Annotated in this window: 22 protein-coding genes; 7 read left to right on the top strand and 15 right to left on the bottom strand. The window is 69.9% G+C overall.

The features are described from left to right. Positions 1–70 precede the first annotated feature (70 nt). Genes ACS5PK_RS13615 through ACS5PK_RS13590 form a run of 6 tightly spaced genes read right to left on the bottom strand, consistent with a single transcriptional unit; the run spans position 71 to position 4,210 of the window. Positions 71–562 (bottom strand): hypothetical protein, encoded by a 492-nt coding sequence (locus ACS5PK_RS13615; protein ID WP_439440795.1) that lies wholly within the window; start codon positions 560–562, stop codon positions 71–73. A 2-nt stretch (positions 563–564) separates the two neighbouring features. Then, a complete protein-coding gene (locus tag ACS5PK_RS13610; RefSeq protein ID WP_439440794.1) occupies positions 565–1,041 on the bottom strand; it encodes a metal-dependent hydrolase in 477 nt (158 codons plus the stop codon). 9 nt (positions 1,042–1,050) lie between these two features. Further along, a complete protein-coding gene (locus ACS5PK_RS13605) occupies positions 1,051–1,932 on the bottom strand; it encodes a LysR substrate-binding domain-containing protein (RefSeq protein WP_439440793.1) in 882 nt (293 codons plus the stop codon). A 58-nt stretch (positions 1,933–1,990) separates the two neighbouring features. Beyond that, entirely contained in the window at positions 1,991–2,719 is a 729-nt protein-coding gene (locus ACS5PK_RS13600) for a PhaM family polyhydroxyalkanoate granule multifunctional regulatory protein (RefSeq protein WP_439440792.1), read from the bottom strand. A 55-nt stretch (positions 2,720–2,774) separates the two neighbouring features. Further along, a complete protein-coding gene (locus ACS5PK_RS13595; protein ID WP_439440791.1) occupies positions 2,775–3,731 on the bottom strand; it encodes a TraB/GumN family protein in 957 nt (318 codons plus the stop codon). Then, positions 3,728–4,210, bottom strand: a complete 483-nt coding sequence (locus tag ACS5PK_RS13590) for a retropepsin-like aspartic protease family protein (protein ID WP_439440790.1) — start codon at positions 4,208–4,210, stop codon at positions 3,728–3,730. The genes ACS5PK_RS13595 and ACS5PK_RS13590 overlap by 4 nt, the downstream gene beginning before the upstream one ends. A gap of 170 nt (positions 4,211–4,380) precedes the next feature. On the opposite strand from ACS5PK_RS13590, the gene ACS5PK_RS13585 reads away from it, so the two are divergent. Further along, positions 4,381–4,791 (top strand): VOC family protein, encoded by a 411-nt coding sequence (locus tag ACS5PK_RS13585; RefSeq protein WP_439440789.1) that lies wholly within the window; start codon positions 4,381–4,383, stop codon positions 4,789–4,791. 96 nt (positions 4,792–4,887) lie between these two features. Here ACS5PK_RS13585 and infA read toward each other — a convergent pair whose 3' ends face one another. The 5 genes from infA to ACS5PK_RS13560 form a co-directional block, all read right to left on the bottom strand. Beyond that, on the bottom strand, positions 4,888–5,148 hold the full coding sequence (infA, locus tag ACS5PK_RS13580) for a translation initiation factor IF-1 (protein ID WP_439440788.1): 261 nt from the start codon (positions 5,146–5,148) through the stop codon (positions 4,888–4,890). A gap of 553 nt (positions 5,149–5,701) precedes the next feature. Then, positions 5,702–6,046, bottom strand: a complete 345-nt coding sequence (locus tag ACS5PK_RS13575) for a DUF2834 domain-containing protein (protein WP_439440787.1) — start codon at positions 6,044–6,046, stop codon at positions 5,702–5,704. A 105-nt stretch (positions 6,047–6,151) separates the two neighbouring features. Further along, positions 6,152–7,606, bottom strand: a complete 1,455-nt coding sequence (locus ACS5PK_RS13570; RefSeq protein WP_439440786.1) for a DUF3999 family protein — start codon at positions 7,604–7,606, stop codon at positions 6,152–6,154. After that, complete coding sequence (locus ACS5PK_RS13565; RefSeq protein ID WP_439440785.1) at positions 7,603–10,491, bottom strand: DUF2339 domain-containing protein; 2,889 nt, start codon at positions 10,489–10,491, stop codon at positions 7,603–7,605. Before ACS5PK_RS13565 ends, ACS5PK_RS13570 begins: the two co-directional genes overlap by 4 nt. An 83-nt stretch (positions 10,492–10,574) precedes the next feature. Beyond that, positions 10,575–10,907 (bottom strand): antibiotic biosynthesis monooxygenase family protein, encoded by a 333-nt coding sequence (locus ACS5PK_RS13560; protein WP_439440784.1) that lies wholly within the window; start codon positions 10,905–10,907, stop codon positions 10,575–10,577. 186 nt (positions 10,908–11,093) lie between these two features. Between ACS5PK_RS13560 and ACS5PK_RS13555 the strand changes: the two genes are divergently transcribed. After that, complete coding sequence (locus ACS5PK_RS13555) at positions 11,094–11,516, top strand: nuclear transport factor 2 family protein (RefSeq protein ID WP_439440783.1); 423 nt, start codon at positions 11,094–11,096, stop codon at positions 11,514–11,516. Positions 11,517–11,534: 18 nt separating this feature from the next. On the opposite strand, the gene ACS5PK_RS13550 is transcribed toward ACS5PK_RS13555, so the two are convergent. The 4 genes from ACS5PK_RS13550 to ACS5PK_RS13535 form a co-directional block, all read right to left on the bottom strand. Continuing rightward, positions 11,535–11,906: a hypothetical protein gene (locus ACS5PK_RS13550; RefSeq protein ID WP_439440782.1), complete on the bottom strand. Its 372-nt coding sequence runs from the start codon at positions 11,904–11,906 to the stop codon at positions 11,535–11,537. An 89-nt stretch (positions 11,907–11,995) separates the two neighbouring features. Further along, positions 11,996–14,293 (bottom strand): ATP-binding protein, encoded by a 2,298-nt coding sequence (locus ACS5PK_RS13545; RefSeq protein WP_439440781.1) that lies wholly within the window; start codon positions 14,291–14,293, stop codon positions 11,996–11,998. Positions 14,294–14,472: 179 nt separating this feature from the next. Continuing rightward, a complete protein-coding gene (locus ACS5PK_RS13540) occupies positions 14,473–14,754 on the bottom strand; it encodes a BTH_I0359 family protein (RefSeq protein WP_183106092.1) in 282 nt (93 codons plus the stop codon). Between the two features lie 160 nt (positions 14,755–14,914). Beyond that, positions 14,915–15,991 carry a hypothetical protein gene (locus tag ACS5PK_RS13535; RefSeq protein WP_439440780.1) on the bottom strand — a complete coding sequence of 359 codons (1,077 nt, stop codon included), beginning with the start codon at positions 15,989–15,991 and terminating at the stop codon, positions 14,915–14,917. Between the two features lie 35 nt (positions 15,992–16,026). Here ACS5PK_RS13535 and ACS5PK_RS13530 point away from each other — a divergent pair, with 35 nt between their 5' ends. The 5 genes from ACS5PK_RS13530 to ACS5PK_RS13510 all read left to right on the top strand — a co-directional run bounded on the left by ACS5PK_RS13530 (position 16,027) and on the right by ACS5PK_RS13510 (position 20,227). After that, positions 16,027–17,079: a fumarylacetoacetate hydrolase family protein gene (locus ACS5PK_RS13530; RefSeq protein ID WP_439440779.1), complete on the top strand. Its 1,053-nt coding sequence runs from the start codon at positions 16,027–16,029 to the stop codon at positions 17,077–17,079. Beyond that, the gene (locus tag ACS5PK_RS13525) at positions 17,076–18,044 is read left to right on the top strand and encodes a nucleoside hydrolase (protein WP_439440778.1); all 969 of its coding nucleotides are present in this window, start codon (positions 17,076–17,078) and stop codon (positions 18,042–18,044) included. The genes ACS5PK_RS13530 and ACS5PK_RS13525 overlap by 4 nt, the downstream gene beginning before the upstream one ends. Then, positions 18,041–18,685 carry a pyridoxamine 5'-phosphate oxidase family protein gene (locus ACS5PK_RS13520; protein WP_439440777.1) on the top strand — a complete coding sequence of 215 codons (645 nt, stop codon included), beginning with the start codon at positions 18,041–18,043 and terminating at the stop codon, positions 18,683–18,685. The genes ACS5PK_RS13525 and ACS5PK_RS13520 overlap by 4 nt, the downstream gene beginning before the upstream one ends. A 429-nt stretch (positions 18,686–19,114) precedes the next feature. Then, entirely contained in the window at positions 19,115–19,732 is a 618-nt protein-coding gene (locus tag ACS5PK_RS13515; RefSeq protein ID WP_439440776.1) for a hypothetical protein, read from the top strand. 27 nt (positions 19,733–19,759) lie between these two features. Continuing rightward, positions 19,760–20,227, top strand: a complete 468-nt coding sequence (locus tag ACS5PK_RS13510) for a hypothetical protein (protein WP_439440775.1) — start codon at positions 19,760–19,762, stop codon at positions 20,225–20,227. Positions 20,228–20,265: the final 38 nt, after the last annotated feature.

The following is a 20,265-nucleotide window of genomic DNA, read 5'->3' as shown; positions in this document are numbered from 1 at the left end:
TGAATCCTGGCGGGCTGCTCCTTGAGGAAATTTCAAAGCGGCGGCGGACACAGGGTAGATCCGGAGGCCGTCATCGCGGAGACGTCAAGCTGTTGTCAGCGGCCCTCGGCTGATTCCCGCAGTGACCGGATGACACGGGCGCCTGCTGGCCTTGCCAGGCGTTCTGCACGGCGCTGATGGCGAACAGGACGAACAGGACGAACAGGCCGCCAGTCATGAGACGGACGCCGGGCTGCTCCGCCGTCGAGAACATCATCCATCCGAAGACCAGGATGACTCCGGCGTGGAAGAGGCCGCGGCCCAGGGAGCGGTGCCTGGGCAGCACGTCCTCGCCCGTGGTGTGGTTGTGCCATCCCACGAGCGACTGGAAGTTGCCGGACTCCCGAAGCACGAAGCTGACCCGGTCGCCCGCCTTCAGGCTCGGGGTGCCGGGCGCGTTGAGGCCGTACACCTTGCGGCCCTGTGCCTCGAAGGAGAAGTCCGAGGTGGTGTCGCGGCTGCGTCCGATGGTCGGCCGCTGCACATCGAACACACGCTCCAGCGTCAGGGTCTCGACGTGCATGCTCAACGGTCTCCCTCTTGCAGCCGCCGCAGCCAGGCGGCCATTCCGCCCAGCATACCCAGCCCGAGGAGGATCAGGTGCAGCTCGGGCAGCGCGATGAGGCGAAAGAGCGCGTTGGACTCGCTGAACGGCGCCAGCGGGCGGATGTCGGTGTGCATGATGCTGTCCAGCATCACGTGGCTCCAGGCACCCAGCAGGGCGCCGAGCAGGAGCGAGCGCCGGTACGGCGGCGGCAGCGGCTGCCCCAGCCGCCAGCGCCGCCACAGCCCGCACAGCGCGGCCGTCGCGAGGCCGGCGAGCGTTGCGCCGACATAGGTATGGAAGAAGGCATGGACCTGGGGCTGTCCGCGCAGGAGGTTCCAGATGGACTCCACGTCGATCAGCACGTTGGCGGCGCAGAAGGCGAGGAAGCTCAGATGGCGGGGCGCAGCGCCGTGCAGGGCGGCGCCCAGTCCGAAGTGAAAGGGCGTGACCGGCATGCCGCGCTGCTAGCCCAGGGCCTTGAACAGCCAGTCCGCAAAGGCCGCGCACTCCCAGCGCTCCATCGCTCCCGGCTTCCAGCACAGGTAATGGTGAAAGGGCGAGGGCACGGTGCGGGGCGAGAGGCGCAGCAGGCGCCCGCTGTCCAGCCAGGTCAGGCCCAGCTTCATGCGCATCAGCGCGACGCCGAAGCCGGCCGCCGCGGCGTCCAGCACGAGGCCGACGTCGTTGAACTGCGCGCCGGTGCGGGGCTCGTCCAGGTGGATGCCATGGGCCTCGAACCAGGTGCTCCAGGGGTCCAGGGGGCTGCGGATGAGGCGGGCCCGGCGGATGTCTTCGGCGCTGTCGAAGCCGTCGAAGGGGCCGAACTCGTGCAGGTACTCGGGGCTGCAGACTGGCGTGAGCTCGTCGCTGAGGATGCGACGGTATTCGAGGCCGGGGTAGTCGCCAGTGCCGTAGCGGATTTCCAGGTCGGCGTCCTCGGCCTTGGTGTTGGCCAGCGGGATGGCCACCTGCATCACCAGCTCGACCTCGGGATAGGCGTGGCGGAACAGGGCCAGGCGCGGCAGCAGGATCTGGCGCGAGAAGGTGGGCGTCACCGCCAGGCGCAGGCGGGCCGGCTGCAGCCCGGCGCCGTCGGGCCGCGGGATCTGCTGCAGGGCCTTGAGCCCCTGACGCACCGAGGGCAGGTAGCGCTGGCCGTCGTCCGTGGGCGCGAAGTCCCGCCCGAAGAGCTTGAAGCCCAGCTGCGTCTCCAACTGGCGGATGCGGTGGCTGACGGCGCTGGGTGTCACGCTCAGCTCCTCGGCCGCCAGGCTCACGCTGCGCAGGCGGGCCACGGCCTCGAAGGCCAGCAGGCACTGGATGGGCGGGATGCGGGACGCGGCCATGCGTGCAGGGAAGTCGGATCAGGCGAGGGGCATCGCTGAACGAAAGGCCGCTGGCCCCTCAGCGCGTGATGCGCTTGCGGGCCGGTGCCGCCTTGCGCGCGGCCTTGGTCGCGGGCTTGATGGCTGCATTGGCTGCGGCACCGGCGGCCGCACCCGCCGCTGCGCCTGCCGCCGCCGCGGCACTCTTGGCGACGTTGAGCGGCATGGCCGCGGCCTTCTTGATGGTCTCGCCCGCGGCGTCGAAGCTTTGCTTGACCATGGCGCCGGCCAGGTTCTTGGCGGCGTCGGTGGCGCCGTCCTTCATGGCCTGGGTGGCGAGCTGGGTGAACTGGTTGCTCAGCGCGGACCACCACTGCATGGGGTCCACCGCGCCCAAGGCTGGCGCTGCCGCTGTCTCGTCGGACTTGGCGGCCACCTTGGATGCGGGCTTGCGGGCCTTGGGGGCGGGCGGCATGCCGGGCATCTCGGGCAGCTTGTACTCGGGGATGGGCGGCACCTTGAGCGTCTCGCTCAGCTCGGTGAGCGGCACGTTCATGGACTTCAGCGTGGACAGCGTCATGCGCTGCACCTCCAGCGCCTGGATGGTGGCGCCCAGCATCCGGGCGTTCTGCTCCAGCCAGAACTGCACGGTGCGCAGCTCCTCGATGCGCTTGGACAGCTCCTCCGGGTTCAGCGTGGGGGCGACCCACTGGCCGATGCCCGGCAGGGCCGCGCCGGCGTTCTTGACCAAGCCCTGCAGGAACTCGAAACCGGGCACGAACTTGCTGAAGCTGTTGCTGTCTGCCATGGGGCCTCCTGGGGTGATGGCGCCATGGTAGCGCCAAGGGCGCGCAGCTCGTCGATCAGCGTGGCTCGGGCCACCGCTGCGTGATCGCGAAGCCACGCGCCCGCAAGGCCTCCAGCAAGCTGCCCTCGCCCGTCATGTGCAGGGCGCCCACGGCCACCAGCAGGCGCTGACCCTTGGCATGCAGCTTGGCGATGCCCTCGGCCATGCCGGGGTTGCGCTCAGCGATGGTGCGCCTCAGCGCGGCCCGGTCGGCGGCGGTGTGCACGCAGTTGCACCACTGCTCGTAGCTTTCCAGGGTGGCCAGGTCGCCCTGGGCCCAGGCCTCGGCCAGGCGGCGGGTCTGGCGGCGCACCTCGGGCGACTCCAGCTGCCGCAGGCCTTCGCGCACCTCTTCCAGCGCTTCCTTGCGGCCCGCTGGGATCAGGGCCTGCAGCTGCAGCACGGCCGTCTCCAGGCCGGTCAGGCGCAGGCCGCGCAGCTGGGCCTGGATCATCAGCCCCATCTCCTGGCCGAACTCGGCCCCCAGCCCTTCGCTGCGGGCGCTTTGCGCCACCAACTGGCCCAGCTGCAGCACGGGATGCAGGCGGGCGTAGGGCGAGAGGTCGGTGCAGTAGCGCCGGGCCAGGGCCTGCATGCGGGTCTGCAGCTCGGCCGGCAGCGTCAGCGTGGGGCGGCCCGGGACCGGGCCGGTCAGTGTCTGCAAGACCTGCGGGTCGCTGAGGTCGAGTTCCAGGGCCAGGGTGTCGCTGCTCGCCAGCGCCGCCTGCAGGCGCGGGCCGGGGAGGAGCCACTCGGGGCGGCCGAGGTGAATGCTGGCATAGAGCCAGGCGCTGCGGCCGTCCTTCTCCAGCTGCCACAGCAGGCCCCGGTCGGGGGTGCCGGCCGGCGGCTGGGCCAGCAGGGCGGGATTCGGGGGCGGCAGCGCGGGGGGGCAGTCCTGCGCATGTGCAGGGTGGCTCAGCAGCAGGGTCAGGCAGGCCGTACCGGCGAGCAGCCAGTGTCTGAAGGTCATCGTTGAAGCTCCACGGTGAATTCGCCGGCTTGCTGGCTGAACTTCAGCCGGCCCAGCACGTCCATGCCCAGCAGCGGGGCGTCCAGAGTCGGCAGCACGACCACGCGCAGGCGTGGGGCTTTCAGGCCGCCTTCCAGGCTCAGGTCGACTTCGGCGGCATAGCCTTCGACCACCCCGCCAGCCGTGCTGCTGCGCAGGGTCGCGAGCGGACGCAGTCCCAGCCGCTCAGCCAGGGCGCGGGGGAGCGCCGTGGTGGTGGCGCCGGTGTCGACGAGGAAGACGGTCTCCTGCCCGCCCAGGTGGCCGGGCCAGTGGAAATGGCCGTCCGGCCCCCGCTGCAGGCGCAGCTCGCGCTCGTTGAGCGTGAAGCGCGGCCGTTCGCGCTGGTGCTGCCAGGCCTGTGCGGCCAGGAAGACGGCGGTGAGGATCAGCAGCCAGATCGTCAGCAGCTTGAAGGATGAGGGCAGTTCCTTGCTCATGCTCCGCACGATGCCACAGCTTTGAGGGACAGGCGGGCGTCGCATGCGCGCAAGTGCCCCCCTGGGCGCGCTCGCCAGCGCGCGGCGGCTTGGCTATTCTGAACGGCCGATGCAACAAGACCTTGCGTGACCGTGTCCGCTGGTATCCAGAATTTTCAGGAGATTCAAGGATGCTCACAGCCGTCGCCGCTTCCCCTGACGCCAGGCCCGCCGCCTGGGCGATCCGCGTTCATGACCTGGCCCAGGCACGTGCCTTTTATGGCGAGCTGCTCGGGTGCAGGGAGTCGGCGTCCCGAGATCGGGCGCTGTCCTTCGACTTCTTTGGCGAGCCCCTGGCTGTCTGGCTGGACGATGCCGGCGCGCCGGACGCCCCAGCCTGCTTGCTGGATGTCTGCCTGTCGCTTCCGCAGTGGCGCAACCTCGCCCAGCGCCTGATGGCCGCGGGCACCCGCTTCGAGGTGCCGCCTCACTGCCAGCACGAGGGGCGGGCGGATGAGCGCTGGACCATGTTCATTCGGGATCCCAGCGGCAATGCGCTGGAGATCCGGGCGAGCGAGCGCGCCCTGGCGCGCTGGCACTGAGCCTGGGTGCCAGTCACGGCGCCATTGAAAAGGCCTCCCTGACGAGAGGCCTGGCGCTGAGGTGTGTGGGGGGCGGCTTTGGCGGGCCGCCGTGCCTCAGAAGCGGCGGCGCGGTGCGCCGCCCATGGGGCCGCGGTTTTCCAGGTGCCGGAAGGTGATGCGGCCCTTGTTCAGGTCGTAGGGCGAGAGTTCCAGCGAGACCTGGTCGCCTGCCAGGATGCGGATGTTGTGGCGACGCATCTTGCCGCCGGTGTAAGCCACCAGCGAGTGCCCGTTCTCCAGGGTCACGCGAAAGCGCGAATCCGGCAGCACTTCGTCGACCTTGCCGCGCATCTCGATCAGTTCTTCTTTGGCCATGGATCAGTCCTTTATTGAATCGTGGGTGGGTCGACGCTGCAGATCGAGCGCCGCCAGTACGACTCGAGGAGGGGCAGGACAAGGCTGCCAAGGGCGCAGGGTGCAGGTCAACAGCAATCAGAAAGTGGACGCCCGCGTGTCTGGGGCAGACGGCGTGGGCAGGGGGCGTTGGAGAGGCACGCGGTCGATGGCGACGATCGTGTGCATCGCGGGTGTGCAGTTCAGGATTCCGCGCTGGGCCTGCCGGCCTTGCCGGCGTCCGGAATCGATGAGCCAGACGAGCTTGCCTGGGGGCGCGGGCGTCCCTGGTGGAGGACGGCTGCAGGCCGTTGCGTCTGGCGACGGCCCTGGGGCCACTGGCAGACGCACAGAATGCTGCTGAGGAAAGCGAGACGGCAGCAATGCACGGAGTTTAACAGCCGCAGGCGCCGCCGGAGCTGCACAAGGGCCGGTTCGTGCCAACTGCGGCCGTAAATGCCGTAAATGCTGCAAAGGCCGCCGATGCGACGCAGGTCGCCTGGCAGCGCACAGGCAATGAGCAGGCTGCGCGACCTCAGTGCACCTGGGCGGCTCTGGCCTGCTCCCGGCGTGCCAGGTACAGCGGCAGGGCAATGGCCAGGCCGGTGCTCCAGCACAGCAGCACATACAGCCAGGGCCGCCGGACCCCCGCGCGTCGGCCATCCACCACGGCAAAGACCGCGAAGGCCAGGGCGGCCACGAGCAGGTCCAGGGTGAAGGCCGTGGTCAGCGTATTGGCGAAGGCGGCGCCGAAGAAGGCGGCGGGCGCCAGGCTCCCGCCCTGCAGCAGGTACTGCAGATTGAAGGGCCAGGTGGCCAGGAGGCCCAGCAGGGCCAGGGCGTCGTAGGTCAGGGCCTGGCGGGTGTAGGAGGCGGGCATGCGTCGGGCAGGCGGGTCGCGGTTTCTGGATGTTATGTCATGACGGGCGGCATAAACGGGGCCTCGCCCACCCGCCGGTTCGCCACAAATGGGCGGGCGGCGGGTTCACGTCTGCGGCGGCTCGGTGCTGGTGACCTCACCCTTGAGCCGCCAGGCCAGGCCTGCCAGGCCAGCCACGCTGAAGCCCAGCACCGCCCACAGGCCCCAGCGCTTGCGGGTGGCCGGGTCCTCCCAGGCGGGCGGCGCCGGGTGTGCGGCCTGTGCCTGCACCGGGCCTGGCAGCGCTTCGGGCAGCTGGTACTCGCTGCCCGGCTGGTAGCCCGGCATCAAGGTCCGAAGCGCGAGGCGGCCAGGCTCCTGGGTGCTGGCGCTCAACTGCAGGCGCAGGCCTGCCAGCAGGGCCGGATCTGCCGGCAGCAGGCTGACCAGCTGAGGCGGCCGCCAGAGCCACTGCAGGTCCAGCGGGGCCTGCTCCAGGCCGGCGGGCACGGGGCCCTCCGCCACCAGTCGCCATTGGCGGGCGGGCGCCGCCTGGAGCGGCTCGGCGGGCGACTGCGCCTCCACGCCCCCGCGCTGCATGCGCCAGGCCACGAAGCGGTGCACCCCCTGCCAGGCCTGCCCGTCCTGCTGGCGTTGCTCCAGGCGCAGGCTCAGCAACTGGTTGAGCGCGGGCAGCTGTACGCGCAAGGCCTCCGGGCGCAGTGCCACGGGCAGGTCCAGGCGCCAGCGAGGCGCCTCATCCACGCCCCTGGGCTCGGCCTGCCAGGACAGCAGCTCCGTGGCCAGGTCCGGCCGCTGGCGGCTCTCCACCGTCAAGGCGCCGGACCTGAGCAGCACTGGCGCGTCGAACTGCAGGCGAAGGTAGCGCGGCAGGGCCTGCCCAGCCGGCCAGTCGATGTGCCTGAGCTGCAGCGCGGGCGCACTGGCTGCTGCGGGCAGATCCAGCAGTTGGGCCCTGCGCAGGGCCTGCCAGTGCTGGGCGTCGTCGCTGCCTTCCAGCTGCGCGGACAAGACCTGACCCTCCGGTGGGGAGGTCCAGTCCAGTGCCAGGTCCAATGCCCGCTCGGCGGCGTCGCGCAGTGCCGACAGGTCCATGAGCCAGCGCCGGCTTGCGGGGCCCTGGCCTGCGCCGTGGCCCGGCCCCTGGGGGCTGGTGCTGGAGAGGATGCGTCGGACCCGGCCCTGTGCGTCGAGTTCCACGGCCAGCGACCGAGCACCCTCGGCGGGTCCCACCGGGGCCTCGTCCGGCCAGGCCCACAGGGGCAGCGGCAGCGTCCGGCGGGATTGAGCCTGGGCCGGCGCACCGGCCCAGGCGCTGGGCAAGACCTGACCCTTGGCGTCCTGCACCTGGATCGTGTCCAGCGAGCCGGCGGGCGCCGCTCGCAGCAGTGCCCAGCCGAGCGTCATGCGCTGCAGGCCGCCGCCGGCTTGGGCCTGCAGAGGCGCCCACACGAGGGCGGGCGACGTGGCACCGGAGGCCTGCGTGGCCGGCGAGGCCGTGGCGCCCCGGGTCAGCAAGGCCAGGCCGCACAGGCCCAGTTGGCGGCGGCTGAGCTTCATGGGGCGGCCTTGGCTCGGGCCTCCCCTGCGGCAGGAGGCAGGGGGGCGATGTAGCCGATGACCAGCATCAGCAGGCCCACGGCGAGGAAGCTGGCGATGCGCATGAGACTGTTGAGCATGGCGAGGTCCAGGAAAAAGAGCTTGAGCACCACCACGCCCAGCAGGCCGGCGCCCAGCATCCAGGCGCTGCGCGCCAGGGCGGCAGGAGCCCGGCGGGTGGCCCAGCCCATGGTCGCCAGCGCGCTGAGCGTCCACAGCAGGCTGAGGCCGGTCTGCACCAGGCTGTTGCCCAGCGCGCCGTAGAGCCATAGCGGCGTGTCTGCCCAGAGGTGCAGGCCGCGCACCAGCAGGCTGTTGAGCCAGAAGAAGCCCAGGGCGGCGCCGCAGCGCAGCCAGCGGCCGCCCAGGCTGCCGCCGGGTTCGCCATGGCCCAGCCGCAGCGCATACAGCAGGGCCAGGCCGTGGGCCAGGTCCAGCGGGTTGAGCAGGGGCAGCGAGGGCAGCGGATCCATGCGGCCGTTGCCCACCAGGTTGGCCAGCAGGCTCCAGCCCATCAGCACGGCCAGCCAGGGGCGCAGCACCGTCTGGCGCAGCCAGTCGTGGTGGGGCTGCAGCGGCCAGTGCCGGGCCAGGCGCGGGCCCAGCATCGCCAGGCAGGCCAGGGTGGGCAGCAGGATCAGCGCGGCCGGGGTCCAGGCCTCATGGCGCCCGATGTGGGCGACCGCCAGGGCGTAAGGCAGGGCTGCTGCATGCAGCAGCAGATGCCAGGCGGCCAGCGTCAGCAGGGCCAGATGTGTTCGGGGCGCGGGCTTCTGCGCGTCGCTGTCCTGGCGATGCAGCAGCCAGGCTGTGGCCAGCAGGCCCAGCAGGGCGATGTCCAGCCCGCCCTGGCGCAGCAGCAGGGTGTCTGCGTCGCCATCGATGCGGGTCAGCGCCAGCAGCAGCAGGGCCAGGCCGAAGAGCAGGCCCAGGCCGGCGAGCCCGCGCGCGGCCAGACCCAGGGCGGGCCAGTGCAGGCGTCGGCGCAGGCTTTCGCTGGCCAGTGCCAGCAGGGCGCCCCAGCCCGATTCCAGCAGGGGCTGGGCGTAGCGGGCCTGGTCCCATCGCGCCAGTTCCTCTACTCCGGGGATCCACAGCTGCAGGAGGGCACCACCCAGCAATGCCCAGGACACCACGGGCTCCGCGAAGCTGCGGGCGAGCGCGCTGTCGCGGGGCAGCCGCTGCAGGGCATGGCTGCTGAACATCAGTGCCAGCACCAGCAGGCCCAGGCCCAGCCAGGCGGTGTTCAGGAAGAGCCATCCGCCCGAGGTCTGCGGCAGGCCGGACTGCTCCGCCCAATAGACCAGGCAGGCCAGTGCCTGCAGCAGCAGGCCCATCGCGGCAGCCCAGCGCCGCTGCTGTCGAAGGGCGATCCACAGCACCCCGGCGCCTTGCACCGCCCAGGCGGCGCTGGTCCATCGGGCATCCAGGGCCAGGGGCGTCACCAGAGCCAGGAAGATCAGCCCAAGCGCCAGCGCACCCTCGACCAGCAGCAGCACGCGCTTGCCTGCCCGGCGCAGCAGATGGCGCCCCAGCACCAGGTAGAGGCCTGAGAGCACTGCCGCGCTGAAGGCCAGGGCCAGGGGCTGGTGGCGCAGCATCGCGGCCTGCAGGCCGAAGGCGGCGATGGGCGTGCCGAAGAACAGGCTCCCGTCGACCAGGGCCAGGTCTTGCCCGGGCCGGCTGCGCTCGACCATGTGCAGCGTGTACTGCACGCCGATGTAGAGGTAGAGCAGGAAATGGGCGATCAGGAAGGGCTCGGTGCTCGCGAAGAGCTCCGGCCGGTAGGCCTTGAAGCCCCAGGCCGAGGCGATGCCCAGGGTGAAGCCCAGGCCCTCCAGGTGCAGCAGCTTCCAGGGCTTGCGCCGGGCGATGGCGGCGATGGAGACGTTCAGCAGCAGGTAGTAGCTCAGCAGGGCCACATGGCTGCCCTGTCCGGTGGAGACCAGCACCGGGGCCAGGAAGGCGCCGCCGAAGCCCAGCGCGGCCAGGGGCAAGGCGTCCTGCTTCAGGGCCAAGGCGGTGATGGCCAGGCAGAGCAGTGCCATCAAGCCGAAGCTCAGGCCGGAGGGCATCAGGCCGTAGAGCCGGAAGGCTGCGAACAGGCTCATGTAGGCAATGCCCACGCCGGCGCCCTGCAGGCTCAGGCCGTAGCCGCGGCGACCCGGGGTGAGGCGCAGGCCCAGCGCCGTCAGGCCCAGGCCGCCCAGCGCGCTGCCGGCCAGGCGCCAGGGCAGAGGAATGACCGCATGCTCGGCGGCATAGCGCAGCAGCAGGCCCACGCCCACCAGCAGCACCAGCACGCCGACGCGAACAATGGTGTTGCCGCCGCGGAACCAGGCCAGCACGCTGGCGGCAAGGCTGCTGGTGACAGAAAGGCTGCGCTCGTCGGGCTCGAGTGCCGCGCTGCGGGCTGCCGCGGCATGTGGGGCGAGGGCGGCGGGGCTGGCGGGTGCCGCCTGTGCTGGCGCGGATGGGTGGATGCCGGCAACCAGCGCGGCAGGGGACGATACCGCCAGGGCCTCGGCAGCTGTGTCGATCGGGTCGGGTGTGAAGGCAGGCACAGGCACGGCGGGCGCTGCGTCGCCCGGCTGCTCAGTGGCCTCTGTCCGCCTGGCGGCTGTCTGGGGCCCCGTCGCGGCCTGCGTGCGAGGCAGGCCCAGGAGGGCCAGCTGCTGATCCATCTGCGCCATCTGCGCCTGCAACTGGCTCACGCGACGATGCAGATGGGCCGCCACGCCGCCCATCACGGCGCCCAGGGCCACGAAGCCGCCCTCACGCCAGCCGAACCAGTTGCCCAGGATCCAGGCCACGAACAGGCCCAGCACGGGTCCCAGAACACGCATGCCACCCTCCTTGCTCTTCGGAGCTCTTGTCCTGCCGCTGGGGGCGGCGTCTGCGGCGGATTGTGGCAGGGCGCGGGGTGGCTTCAGCTCCCCCGCTGGAGGTGGGCGTCCTGAACGGCCAGCCTGCCATCGCCATAGGACCTGAGCACCTGCGCCACATGGACCTGGTAGCCCTGCAGCCAGCGGGCCTGCAGGCGCTTGGCCTCCAGGTGGGCTGGGTGCCGCATCAGGGCCTGCAGCGCTTCGAGAGACTCCCAGTAGTAGACATTGCAGATCAGGCCGCGTTCCGCGTTGTCCCAGCTCTCTTCGCCCAGGTAGCCTGGCAGGGCACGTGCGGCGGCGGCGATGGTGGCGTCCAGCGCATGGAACTCGTCGTCCCAGTCGCCTTTGGCGAAGATGAAGGTGGCGGTATACATGAGACGCAGGGCAGGGGCTGGCCAGGCGAGAGCTGTCTGGTGGCTGCGCTGGATGGCGACGTGCGCACCGCGGCAGGGATGACGGCCAGCACATGGTGTGGTGAAGGATCCGCGAGTATGCTGGCCCCTCCCTTTGCCAGAGCCTTTGCCATGCCCGGAAAGACCGTGCTTCCTGCATCTTGCGTATTGAGCTTGCTCCTGCTGGGCGCCTGCACCAGCCTGCTCGAGCCCTATCCTGCGCAGGAACAGGCGCTGAAGACGCTGGCCCATGGCTATGTGGCGGCCCAGTTCGCCTTCGACCAGGCCGCCATCGCGCGGATGACAGCGCCGCAGTTCGTGGAGGTCTCGCCCAAGGGCGAGGTGGATGAGCGCCAGGCGGTGATCGGCTTCTACGCCGCAGACAGGAAGACGGCCGCGCCGCCCCTGGCCGTGCTGGATCAGAAGGTGCGCGTCAGCGGCAGCACGGCTGTCATCACGCAGACCCTGGAGCTGGGCGCCGGCCCCCGCAGGATGCGCATGACGCAAGCCCTGTCGGCCCACTGGGACGGGGAGCGCTGGCAGTTGACCTCATCCCAGACCACGCCGGTGCCGCCCCCCAAGGCGCCCTGAAGGCGGGCGCCGCGGCGCTCAGAGCCTGCCGGCGCCTTCCCACAGCAGCCCGGCAATGGCCAGGAAGGCCAGCCAGGACAAGTGCCGGCCCCGCGTGAAGACCAGGGGAAAGAGGGCCGAAGCCGCGGCGATGCCGCTGAAGACCCGCAGCACCATGCGAGCATCCAAGGGGCCTTGCAGCGCCAGCATCACCAGCGTAGCCATGCCCCACCACACCAGGGTCAGCAGGTGCCAGACGAAGCGCAGCGTGCCCGTGGTGAAGGCGGTGCTGCCCAGCACGGCGGGCAGGTTCTCGCGCTTGAAGAGCCGCCGCAGCAGGTAGCGCTCGCCCATCCAGGAGTGGGCCAGGCCGGTGAGGAAGATCAGCAGGGCAGCAAGGGTCAGCAACATGGGCGGACAGCTTAGGGCCGCGGCGTCAGCCGGGTACGCCGGCTGTGCGGCAGCCGGATCCCGCACGAAGAGCGGCCAGGTCCCTGGGCTCAGTGCCGGAACCCGATGCTCCGCTGCTGCCTGACCTCAGGCTTGACCCGGTGCTCGGCTTCCAGCTGCTCGAGGAACTCCTCGGCGCCAGGCGTTTCGCCCAGGATCTCGCCCTGCTGGCGCACGGCGGCGAAGTCGCCGGGAGTGAGGCTGTCCAGGCGCAGCAGGCGTTCGCGCTGATCGGCTGTCGGTGCGGCGCCGGCCTCGCGCTCGAACATGGCCCAGCGCTGCTCGGCGCGCAGGGGCTTGAAGCGGATCTTGAAGGCGAAACGGCGCAGGGCGGCTTCGTCCAGGTCCTCGAAGAGATTGGTGGTGCAGATGAAGATGCCGGGGAAGCGCTCCATGCCGGCCAGCATCTCGTTGACCTCGCTGACCTCGTAGTGGCGCTCGGCCATGCGGCGGCTGCGCAGGAAACTGTCGGCCTCGTCCAGCAACAGCACGGCGCCTTCCTGGGCGGCGGACTCGAACATGCGGGCCATGTTCTGCTCGGTCTCGCCGACGAATTTGCTGGAGAGGTCGCTGGCCTGGCGCACCATCAGCGGGCGGCCCAGCTGCTCGGCGATGTGCTCGGCCAGGGCTGTCTTGCCAGTGCCCGGCGGGCCGTAGAAGCAGAGGTTGCCGTGCCCGCGCTTGCGCAGGGCTTGCACGATGCGGGCGACCTCGTAGCGGGACTCGCAGTTCAGCAGGTCCAGTTCGTACTGGGTGACACGGCGGCGTGCCTCGCGTTCCTGCGACTGATGACCCAGGGCGCGGTCGGCGTTGTGCAGCTGGCGATCGATCAGGCGCTCATAGCTTTCCGGGGCCTCGTCCTCGCAGGTCAGCTGGGCAAAGCGCACGGCGGTGCGGATCTGCGCAGGCGTGAGGCCGCGCCGGGCGGCCAGGCGCTCACGGAACTCGGCCGTCACCGGTACATCGGCCAGGGCGCGCTGCACCAGGCTCAGGCGGGCGCCGGGTGGCGGGGACCTCAGCTCCAGGTGGTACTGGAAACGGCGGCGGAAGGCCGGGTCGATCTGCTCGATGCGGTTGGTCACCCAGATCACCGGCACCGGGTTGCTCTCCAGGATCTGGTTGACCCAGGCCTTGCCGCTGACCGAGTTGCCGCTGGGCATGTCCAGGGCGGAATCCAGCCGGGCCATCAGCTGGACGGTGTCTCCGGACAGCGGCGGGAAGACGTCCTCGACCTCGTCGAATAGCAGGGCCACATTGCTGCTGGCCTTGAGGAAGACCTGGCTGATCTGCAGGGAGCGGTAGCGGTCGCGGCCGGAGAGGGAGTTGCCGTCGCGGTCCGCATACTCCACTTCATAAAGGTCCAGGCCGGCCGCCTGCGCCGCGACCTTGGCCAGCTCGGTCTTGCCGGTGCCGGGCGGGCCGTAGAGCAGCACGTTGACGCCCGCCTGGTGGCGCGCCACCGCATGGCGCAGCAGCTGGCCCAGCAGGGCGAGGTCTTCGGCAACGAACTGGAAGTCCTGGGGCGCCAGCTCGCTGCGCGTGGCGGGCCGGGTGAAAACGGCCATCAAGTCGTTGGGGTCGCGGTACTCGCGCATCAGCACCGGGGGCAACTGGTCGCTGACCTTCATCAGGTCGGCCAGATCGGTGATGTTGTGCTCGGAGATCAGGTTCTCCACCATGCCGATGCGCTCCAGACGCGAGCCCGCGCGCAGGGCCTCGGCGACCTCGCGCTCGTCCACGCCAGCCACGGCCGCAATGGCGGCGAAGGCCTCCTGGGCGTTGTTGACCTTGAACTCCACCAGGGCCCCGCGCAGCTCGCGCTGGTAGCGGGCCAGGGTGCCGTACAGCAGGATGGCGCGCTCGGCGGGGTTGAGCTGCAGCAGGTGGCCCAGGGAGGCGATGTTCTTCTCGACCAGGGTGGACTCGCGCTTGAGCTGGCGGTCCAGGTGCTCGCAGGTGCTGGCCAGCAGGGCCATCATGTCCTTGGGCGAATCCTTGATGTATTCGTCCAGGTAGAAGAACAGCGTCGCCTCGGCGAAGGGGCCATTCCAGACGCCGTGGCGTTCCAGGAAGCGGGTGTCGTCGAGCTCGGTATGGCCGGCCCAGAGCTCGTTGTGGGCGCAGCGCTGGGCCAGGTAGGAACGCAGGCGTGTGAGCACGCGTTGGGGCCAGACGAGGTGGCGGCCTGTGAAGGAGAGCAGACCGTTGAAGTCGCGGCGGAGGTTGAAGCGGCTGGCGTGCTTGACTGTCAGCGTGAGCACGAAGTGCGAGCACATGCGGTCCATCACGGGGGCATCCCGCAAGCCTGGCGACGCCAGGACGCGCTGCTCTGCCAAACGCTTCACCATGGGCCTCTCCTCACAGAGGGTGAATGGAACGCCGGGCTGTCAGGCCCGGCGTCCGACCCATCTTGGCGCAGGGACGGCGGAAGGACAAGTCCCGTTCGGGGGCAGGTTTCGTGAACTCTCTCGCAAAAGACGCCGGGGGGAGGGGGCCTCGACGCAATGATCGAGCCCCAGGACAGCACTCAGTGCATCACCACGGGCTGCTGGCCCATGTTGGCGTAGCGCTCGATGAAGTCATCCAGCTCTTCCTCGCTGGGCTCCTGTTCGATCAAGGCTTCGACGCCTTCCTGGAACTGCTGGGCCAGGGCGCCCTCGATGAAGATCTCCTTGCGGGAGAACTTGTCGACGATCTCGAAGCCGCCGCGCTGCAGAGCGGGCAGATCACGGCCGTCATGGCGCAGCTGTTCGACGGGGACGTCGAACTGGACCACGATGAAACTGGGGGAGTTGTAGAGCATGTGCATGATGGACTCCTGTGACCAGCAACTGCGGTCGGCAGGGCCGGTTTCAAGGGAAGCCGGCCTGCTAACGGCCTCGACCGCGATCAAATAGTGGCAGAAAGCCTGGCTGATCGGCGTCTGGTGGGTCTTTTATTTGTGGCAGGCGCGTCACAAATCACACGGATCACGCGGCCGGGCGGGCCTCAGGGCCGGGGAGTTCATCCAGGAACTCCATTTCCCATCCCTCCTCGTCGCCGATCTGCTGGCGCAGGCGCACGGGCAGGTACTGGCGGGCCGGGTCCAGCCACACGTCCAGGCGGGTGTCGTGAGGCCCCAGGCTGCCTCGTTGCAGATGCCACAGACCTGCTTCCAGGCCCTGCACCCTGAATTGCCAGCCGTGCAGGCCGCCGCGGATCAAGGCCACGGGGATCTCGAAGCGCTGGCCCGGCAGCGGCGTGCCATGCTGGATCTGCCAAGCCTGCAGCAGTGCGGGCAACTGCAGCCACCAGGACAGCCGGTCCTGGGTGGCCGGTGCCAGTGGCTGCAGCTCGGTGCTGGCAGAGTAGCTGATCACGCCCTGCTCGCGCCGGAAGTTGAGTGCCTGCATCTCGCGCGGGCCGCGCAGCACGGCAAAGCGCAGCGGTGCCAGGCCCAGGGCATCACGTCGGCCTTCGCTGCGCCAACTGGGCAGGGGACGGCCGGGCAACTGGCGCCGCAGCTGCAGGGCGTAGGCCTCTCCCTGCGAGTGCCAGTGCAGCCAGGCCAGGCCCTCGGCGCCGGCCTGGCGCAGGCGGTAGCGCCAGACGCCCTCACCTTGCGGGGGCAGCGCGGCCAGGTCCTGTGCCGTCACGGGAGCCGCCTCCGCCAGGGCCGCCAGGCCCTGGGGCATGGCGGGGTCGAGTACGTCGCCGGGCGGCGGGGCGGGCGTTGCGGCGGTTGCGGGGGCGCGTGCCGCTGGGGCGGCGGCGGTGTTCGTGTCGGGGGATGGGCGTGCGTCCGTGCGTGCATTGGAGCGTACGTCGGTTCGTGCGTCAGTTTGTGCGTCAGTTTGTGCGTCCGTGCGTGCGTCGCGGGGCTCAGCCTGAGGCCGGGCTCCCTCGCGCAGGCTCAGCAGCAGCGGGGCGCTGTGCAGCGCAGGCGGCTCCTGCTGGGGCCAGGCGCTCAGCAGCCAGGCGTGGGCCAGCAGGGCCAGGCCCAGGGCCGCAGCCATGCCCCGGCCGGGCCGGTGGGCAAGGGAAGGCGTCGGGGAGGCTCGGCTCATTGGACAATGCGGTGCATGCAGGAGTGTCACCCACGATGAAACTAGCCACCTACCGAGACGGATCCCGCGATGGCCAGCTGGTGGTCGTCTCGCGGGACCTGAGCCAGGCGCACTACGCCAACGGCATCGCCTCGCGTCTGCAGCAGGTGCTGGACGACTGGAATTTTCTAGCACCGCAGCTGGAAGATCTCTTCCTCACACTGAACCATGGCAAGGCCCGCCATGCCTTCGCCTTCGAGCCGGCACGCTGCATGGCGCCTCTGCCGCGCCCACGGGCACTGCTGCAGGGCAATGCCTACGCCGAGCTGCAGGCCCTGCTGCTGGGCGGCGAGGCAGGCTCGGAGCCGCTGCTGGTGCGTGGCCCGGCGGAGTCCCTGCAGGGGCCTGTCGAGCCAGTGCGCCTGCCCAACGAGGCCCTGGGCCTGGATTTCCAGCCCGGGCTCTTCGTCGTCTGTGCGGATCTCGCTCAGGGCGCTGCGCCCGAGCAGGCGCTGGAGGCCGTGCGCCTGCTGGGCCTTTGCTGCGACTGGCGCCTGCAGCAACTGGCGCAGCGCGAGCGCGAAGCCGGCCAGGCGCCGCATCTGAGCCAGTTGGCCTGCAGCCTGGCCCCCGTGCTGGTGACGCCGGACGAGCTGGGCGAGGCCTGGCGCAGTGGCCGCCTCAAGGGCAGCCTGCAGTCCTTGCTGAACGGGCGCAAGTTCGGTCCCATCGATCTGGGCGCTGACATGCGCTTCGGCTTTGGCGATCTCCTGGCTCAGGCCGTCCGTCTCAAGCCCCTGTGTGGCAGCGTGCTGGTGGGCAGCGGTCCCCTGGGACCCGCCCGGCCGCGCCAGGGCTGCGCCAGTCTCAGCCATCGCCGAGCTCTGGAGGCCGAGGACAAGGCAGGCGTGCAGACCGGCTACATGAAATGGGGTGACAGCCTGCGCGTGGATTTCAAGGGAGCCGACGGCCAGAGCGTTTTCGGCGCCATCGACCTGGACGTGATGAACCTGACGGACCCCGCCCCCCAGGACGTCGCAGCGGCTGCGCAGGCCGAGCCGGGGCCCGAGGTGGCTGCCGTCGAGCCGGGCGAGGAGGTCGCCGAATGAGCAGGCCAGGCCGCCAAGCCATCGTGATCGACACCGACCCTGGTCAGGACGACGCCATTGCCATCCTGCTGGCCCTGGCCAGCCCGGAGCTGGAGGTGCTGGCCATCAGCACCGTGGCCGGCAACGTGCCTCTGGACTTGACCAGCCGCAATGCCCGCATGGTCTGTGAGCTGGCCGGGCGGCCGGACCTGCCGGTGCATGCCGGGGCTGATCGCCCCCTGCTGCGCCCCCTGGTCACGGCCGAGCATGTGCACGGCAAGACCGGTCTGGACGGCTGCGAGCTGCCCGTGCCCACCATGCCCCTGCAAGCCGAGCACAGCGTGGACCTGATCATCCGCAGCGTGATGGAGCGCCCCGTCGGCAGCGTCACCCTGTGCCCGCTGGGCCCGCTGACCAATGTCGCCCTGGCCCTGCAGAAGGAGCCGGCGCTGGCGCAGCGCATCGGCCGCATCGTGCTGATGGGCGGAGGTTTCTTCGAGGGCGGCAACATCACGCCGGCCGCCGAATTCAACTGTTATGTCGATCCGCATGCCGCGGCGGTGGTCTTCGGCAGCGGCGTGCCCATCACCATGGTGCCGCTGGACTGCACGCACCAGGCCCTGACCAGCCCGGCGCGCATCGCGGCCATCCAGGCACTGGGCGGGCGCATCGGCCCGGCGGTGGCCGGCTGGCTGGCCTTTGCCGAACGCTTTGACGAGCAGAAGTACGGCCAGCAGGGCGGCCCCCTGCACGACCCCTGCGTGATCGCCTGGCTGATCAAGCCTGAGCTTTTCCGTGGTCGCCGCTGCAATGTCGAGATCGAGACACAAAGCCCGCTCACCCTGGGCATGAGCGTGATCGACTGGTGGGGCGTGACCGAGCGCCCGCGCAACGCCCTGGTGCTGGGCGAGGTCGACGCCCAGGGACTCTTCGATCTCATCACCGAACGACTGGGCCGCCTGGCCCGCAGCCTGGAAACCGCATGAGCACCGCCCCCGCCCCCTGGTACGACGAGTCGCACGATGTGCGCGATGCAGCAGGCCTGAGGGCGCTGTATGACCGTCAGCCCTCGCCCGCCTCGGTTTTCAAGGAGTGCCGCGAGATCCACCCGCTCTACCAGCGCTACATCGAGGCCGCGCCCTTCGTGGTGCTGGCCACGCGCGGGCCGCAGGGCCTGGACACCTCGCCCCGCGGCGATGCCCCGGGCTTCGTGCAGGTGGCCGACAGCCGGACCCTGCTGCTGCCCGACCGCCGCGGCAACGACCGCATCGACAGCCTGCGCAACGTGCTGCACGACCCGCAGGTGGCGCTGCAGTTCCTGATCCCTGGCGTGCCTGAGGTGCTGCGGGTCAATGGCCAGGCCCGCATCAGCGCCTCGCCCGCGCTGCTCGACCGCTTCGTGGTGGACGGCAAGCGCCCCGCCACGGTGCTGGTGATCACGGTGAACCTGGTGTTCTTCCAGTGTGCCCGCGCCATCAAGCGCTCGCGGCTGTGGGACCCGGCGGTGCAACGCGAGCGCAGCGAGCTGCCTTCGCCGGGCGAGATCCTGCAGGCGCTGGAGGCCAGCTTCGACGGGGTGGCCTATGACGCCGCGCTGCAGGCGCGGCAGGCGGCGACGCTGTACTGAAGCTGGCGCTCAGCGGATCTCGGCTTTGCCGGAGACACCGGAGCTCCAGGAGGTTGGCGGGGCGGGTGCTCGGGTGCCGCCCCCGAATGACGGCAGCGGTCGGGACGGCAGCGGTCGGACATCATGCCATTTTGGCCGGGCGAAAGGGCGGGAAGTCAATACGTGCTTGCGTGGATCTTCTTCGCTGCCATGTTTGCAAAAATAACTTGCCAAATCAGTGGTCAACTGAGAGATAGAAAAAATCACTGTTCCTTCTTTTGCTTGTAGCTGGCGTTTCCTTTGCCGAACCGCCGAAGCCCAACGGACCCGGAGGGGTATCCTGCGACCCTCCTTGCCGCGACTTCACATGCGGCCCCAGTAGCTGCACCGCCTGCAACGCCCATGGGTGCTATACCTTTCCAAAGTCAATTCCCTACTGACGCTTAGGAGATGGCGCAGATGTTGACGAAGCGGTGGTCCTTTCTCGCGGCTGCGGGTCTGCTTGCCGCCGCTATCGTCATGGTGGTGCTCGATCGCGCTGCGCCATCCCCCGCTGCAGTGAGTCCGACCGGCGAGTCGTCTTCCCTCCTGAAGGCGAATGTTGCGGCTTCCCGCGAGGCCTCGGTGCCCGCACCGACCTTGGTGTCGCCTGCGCCTGCTCCGGGGCGTGATACGGCGTTGCAGCCGCCAGGCCTGGATAGGCGCCTGCTCCAGCAGAAGATCGGCTATCTGCTGCAGACGGAGCATCTGGTTCGTCTGGGAGCCTATGTCGAGAGTCTGGAATGCAAGGACGACCGTTGCATCGCAGAGCTGGCAGTTCCCAGGACCAGCGAGGAGGCCCGGTCCAAGGGGGCGGCGGCCGTGGTGGACATCATGGATGAAATGAAGGCGGACCTGCAGGGCCTCGGACTCAAGGTGGCTGTCCGCTCCGTCGGGCAGTCGGACCGCGGCCTCGCCTTGAGTCTGGACGTTCACCGGCAGGGCGCGGAGCGCCAATATGTCCTCTCGGAAGAGGAGCTTGCCCAGATCCGCATGGAGACCCTCAAGCAGGCCGGAAAGAACAGGTAGACGAGGATGCGCACACTGACCCTGGCCGTGCTGGTGGCCGCTGCTCTGCATTCACAGGTCTCCGGCGCACCCGCGCCGAGCCGTTCACCGAAGCTCTCCTCGACCCTGCCCCTGAGCACGGTCCAGAAGAGCGGGTGGCTGCCCACTGAGACCGGCCAGCCCGGCCAGCCCCCCTATTTCATCTATCTGCCGCAGGTGAAGCTGTATCGCCAGGGGCGGCTGCTTCTCGTCGGCCAGGCCTACGCGCTGAGCAAGCAGGGGAGCAGCGTGGCCCAGGCTGAGGAGACCCGCCGCGTGCCGCCACAGGTGCGGATCAAGGACCTGGCCTCGGAGCAAGCCTTGCTCGGCATCAAGCCCGTGCTCGCCGGCGATGTGCTCATCTGGGCCCATCCCGCCAGCTGCCCGCCGTGCGCGAAGCTGATGACTGACTTCAATCGAGAGGTGCTCGCCGGGCAGGCGGGCCAGTATCAGCTGGTTGATGTGACTGTCGATTGAGGTCCTCCGTGCATCGCCCTTCCTGGCCCGGGGTGGCC

Source organism: Roseateles sp. DB2 (assembly GCF_051857535.1).
Classification (GTDB): domain Bacteria; phylum Pseudomonadota; class Gammaproteobacteria; order Burkholderiales; family Burkholderiaceae_C; genus Roseateles_B.
The sequence above is the reverse complement of the archived record's forward strand: the minus strand, read 5'-3'. Positions and strand labels throughout refer to the sequence as shown.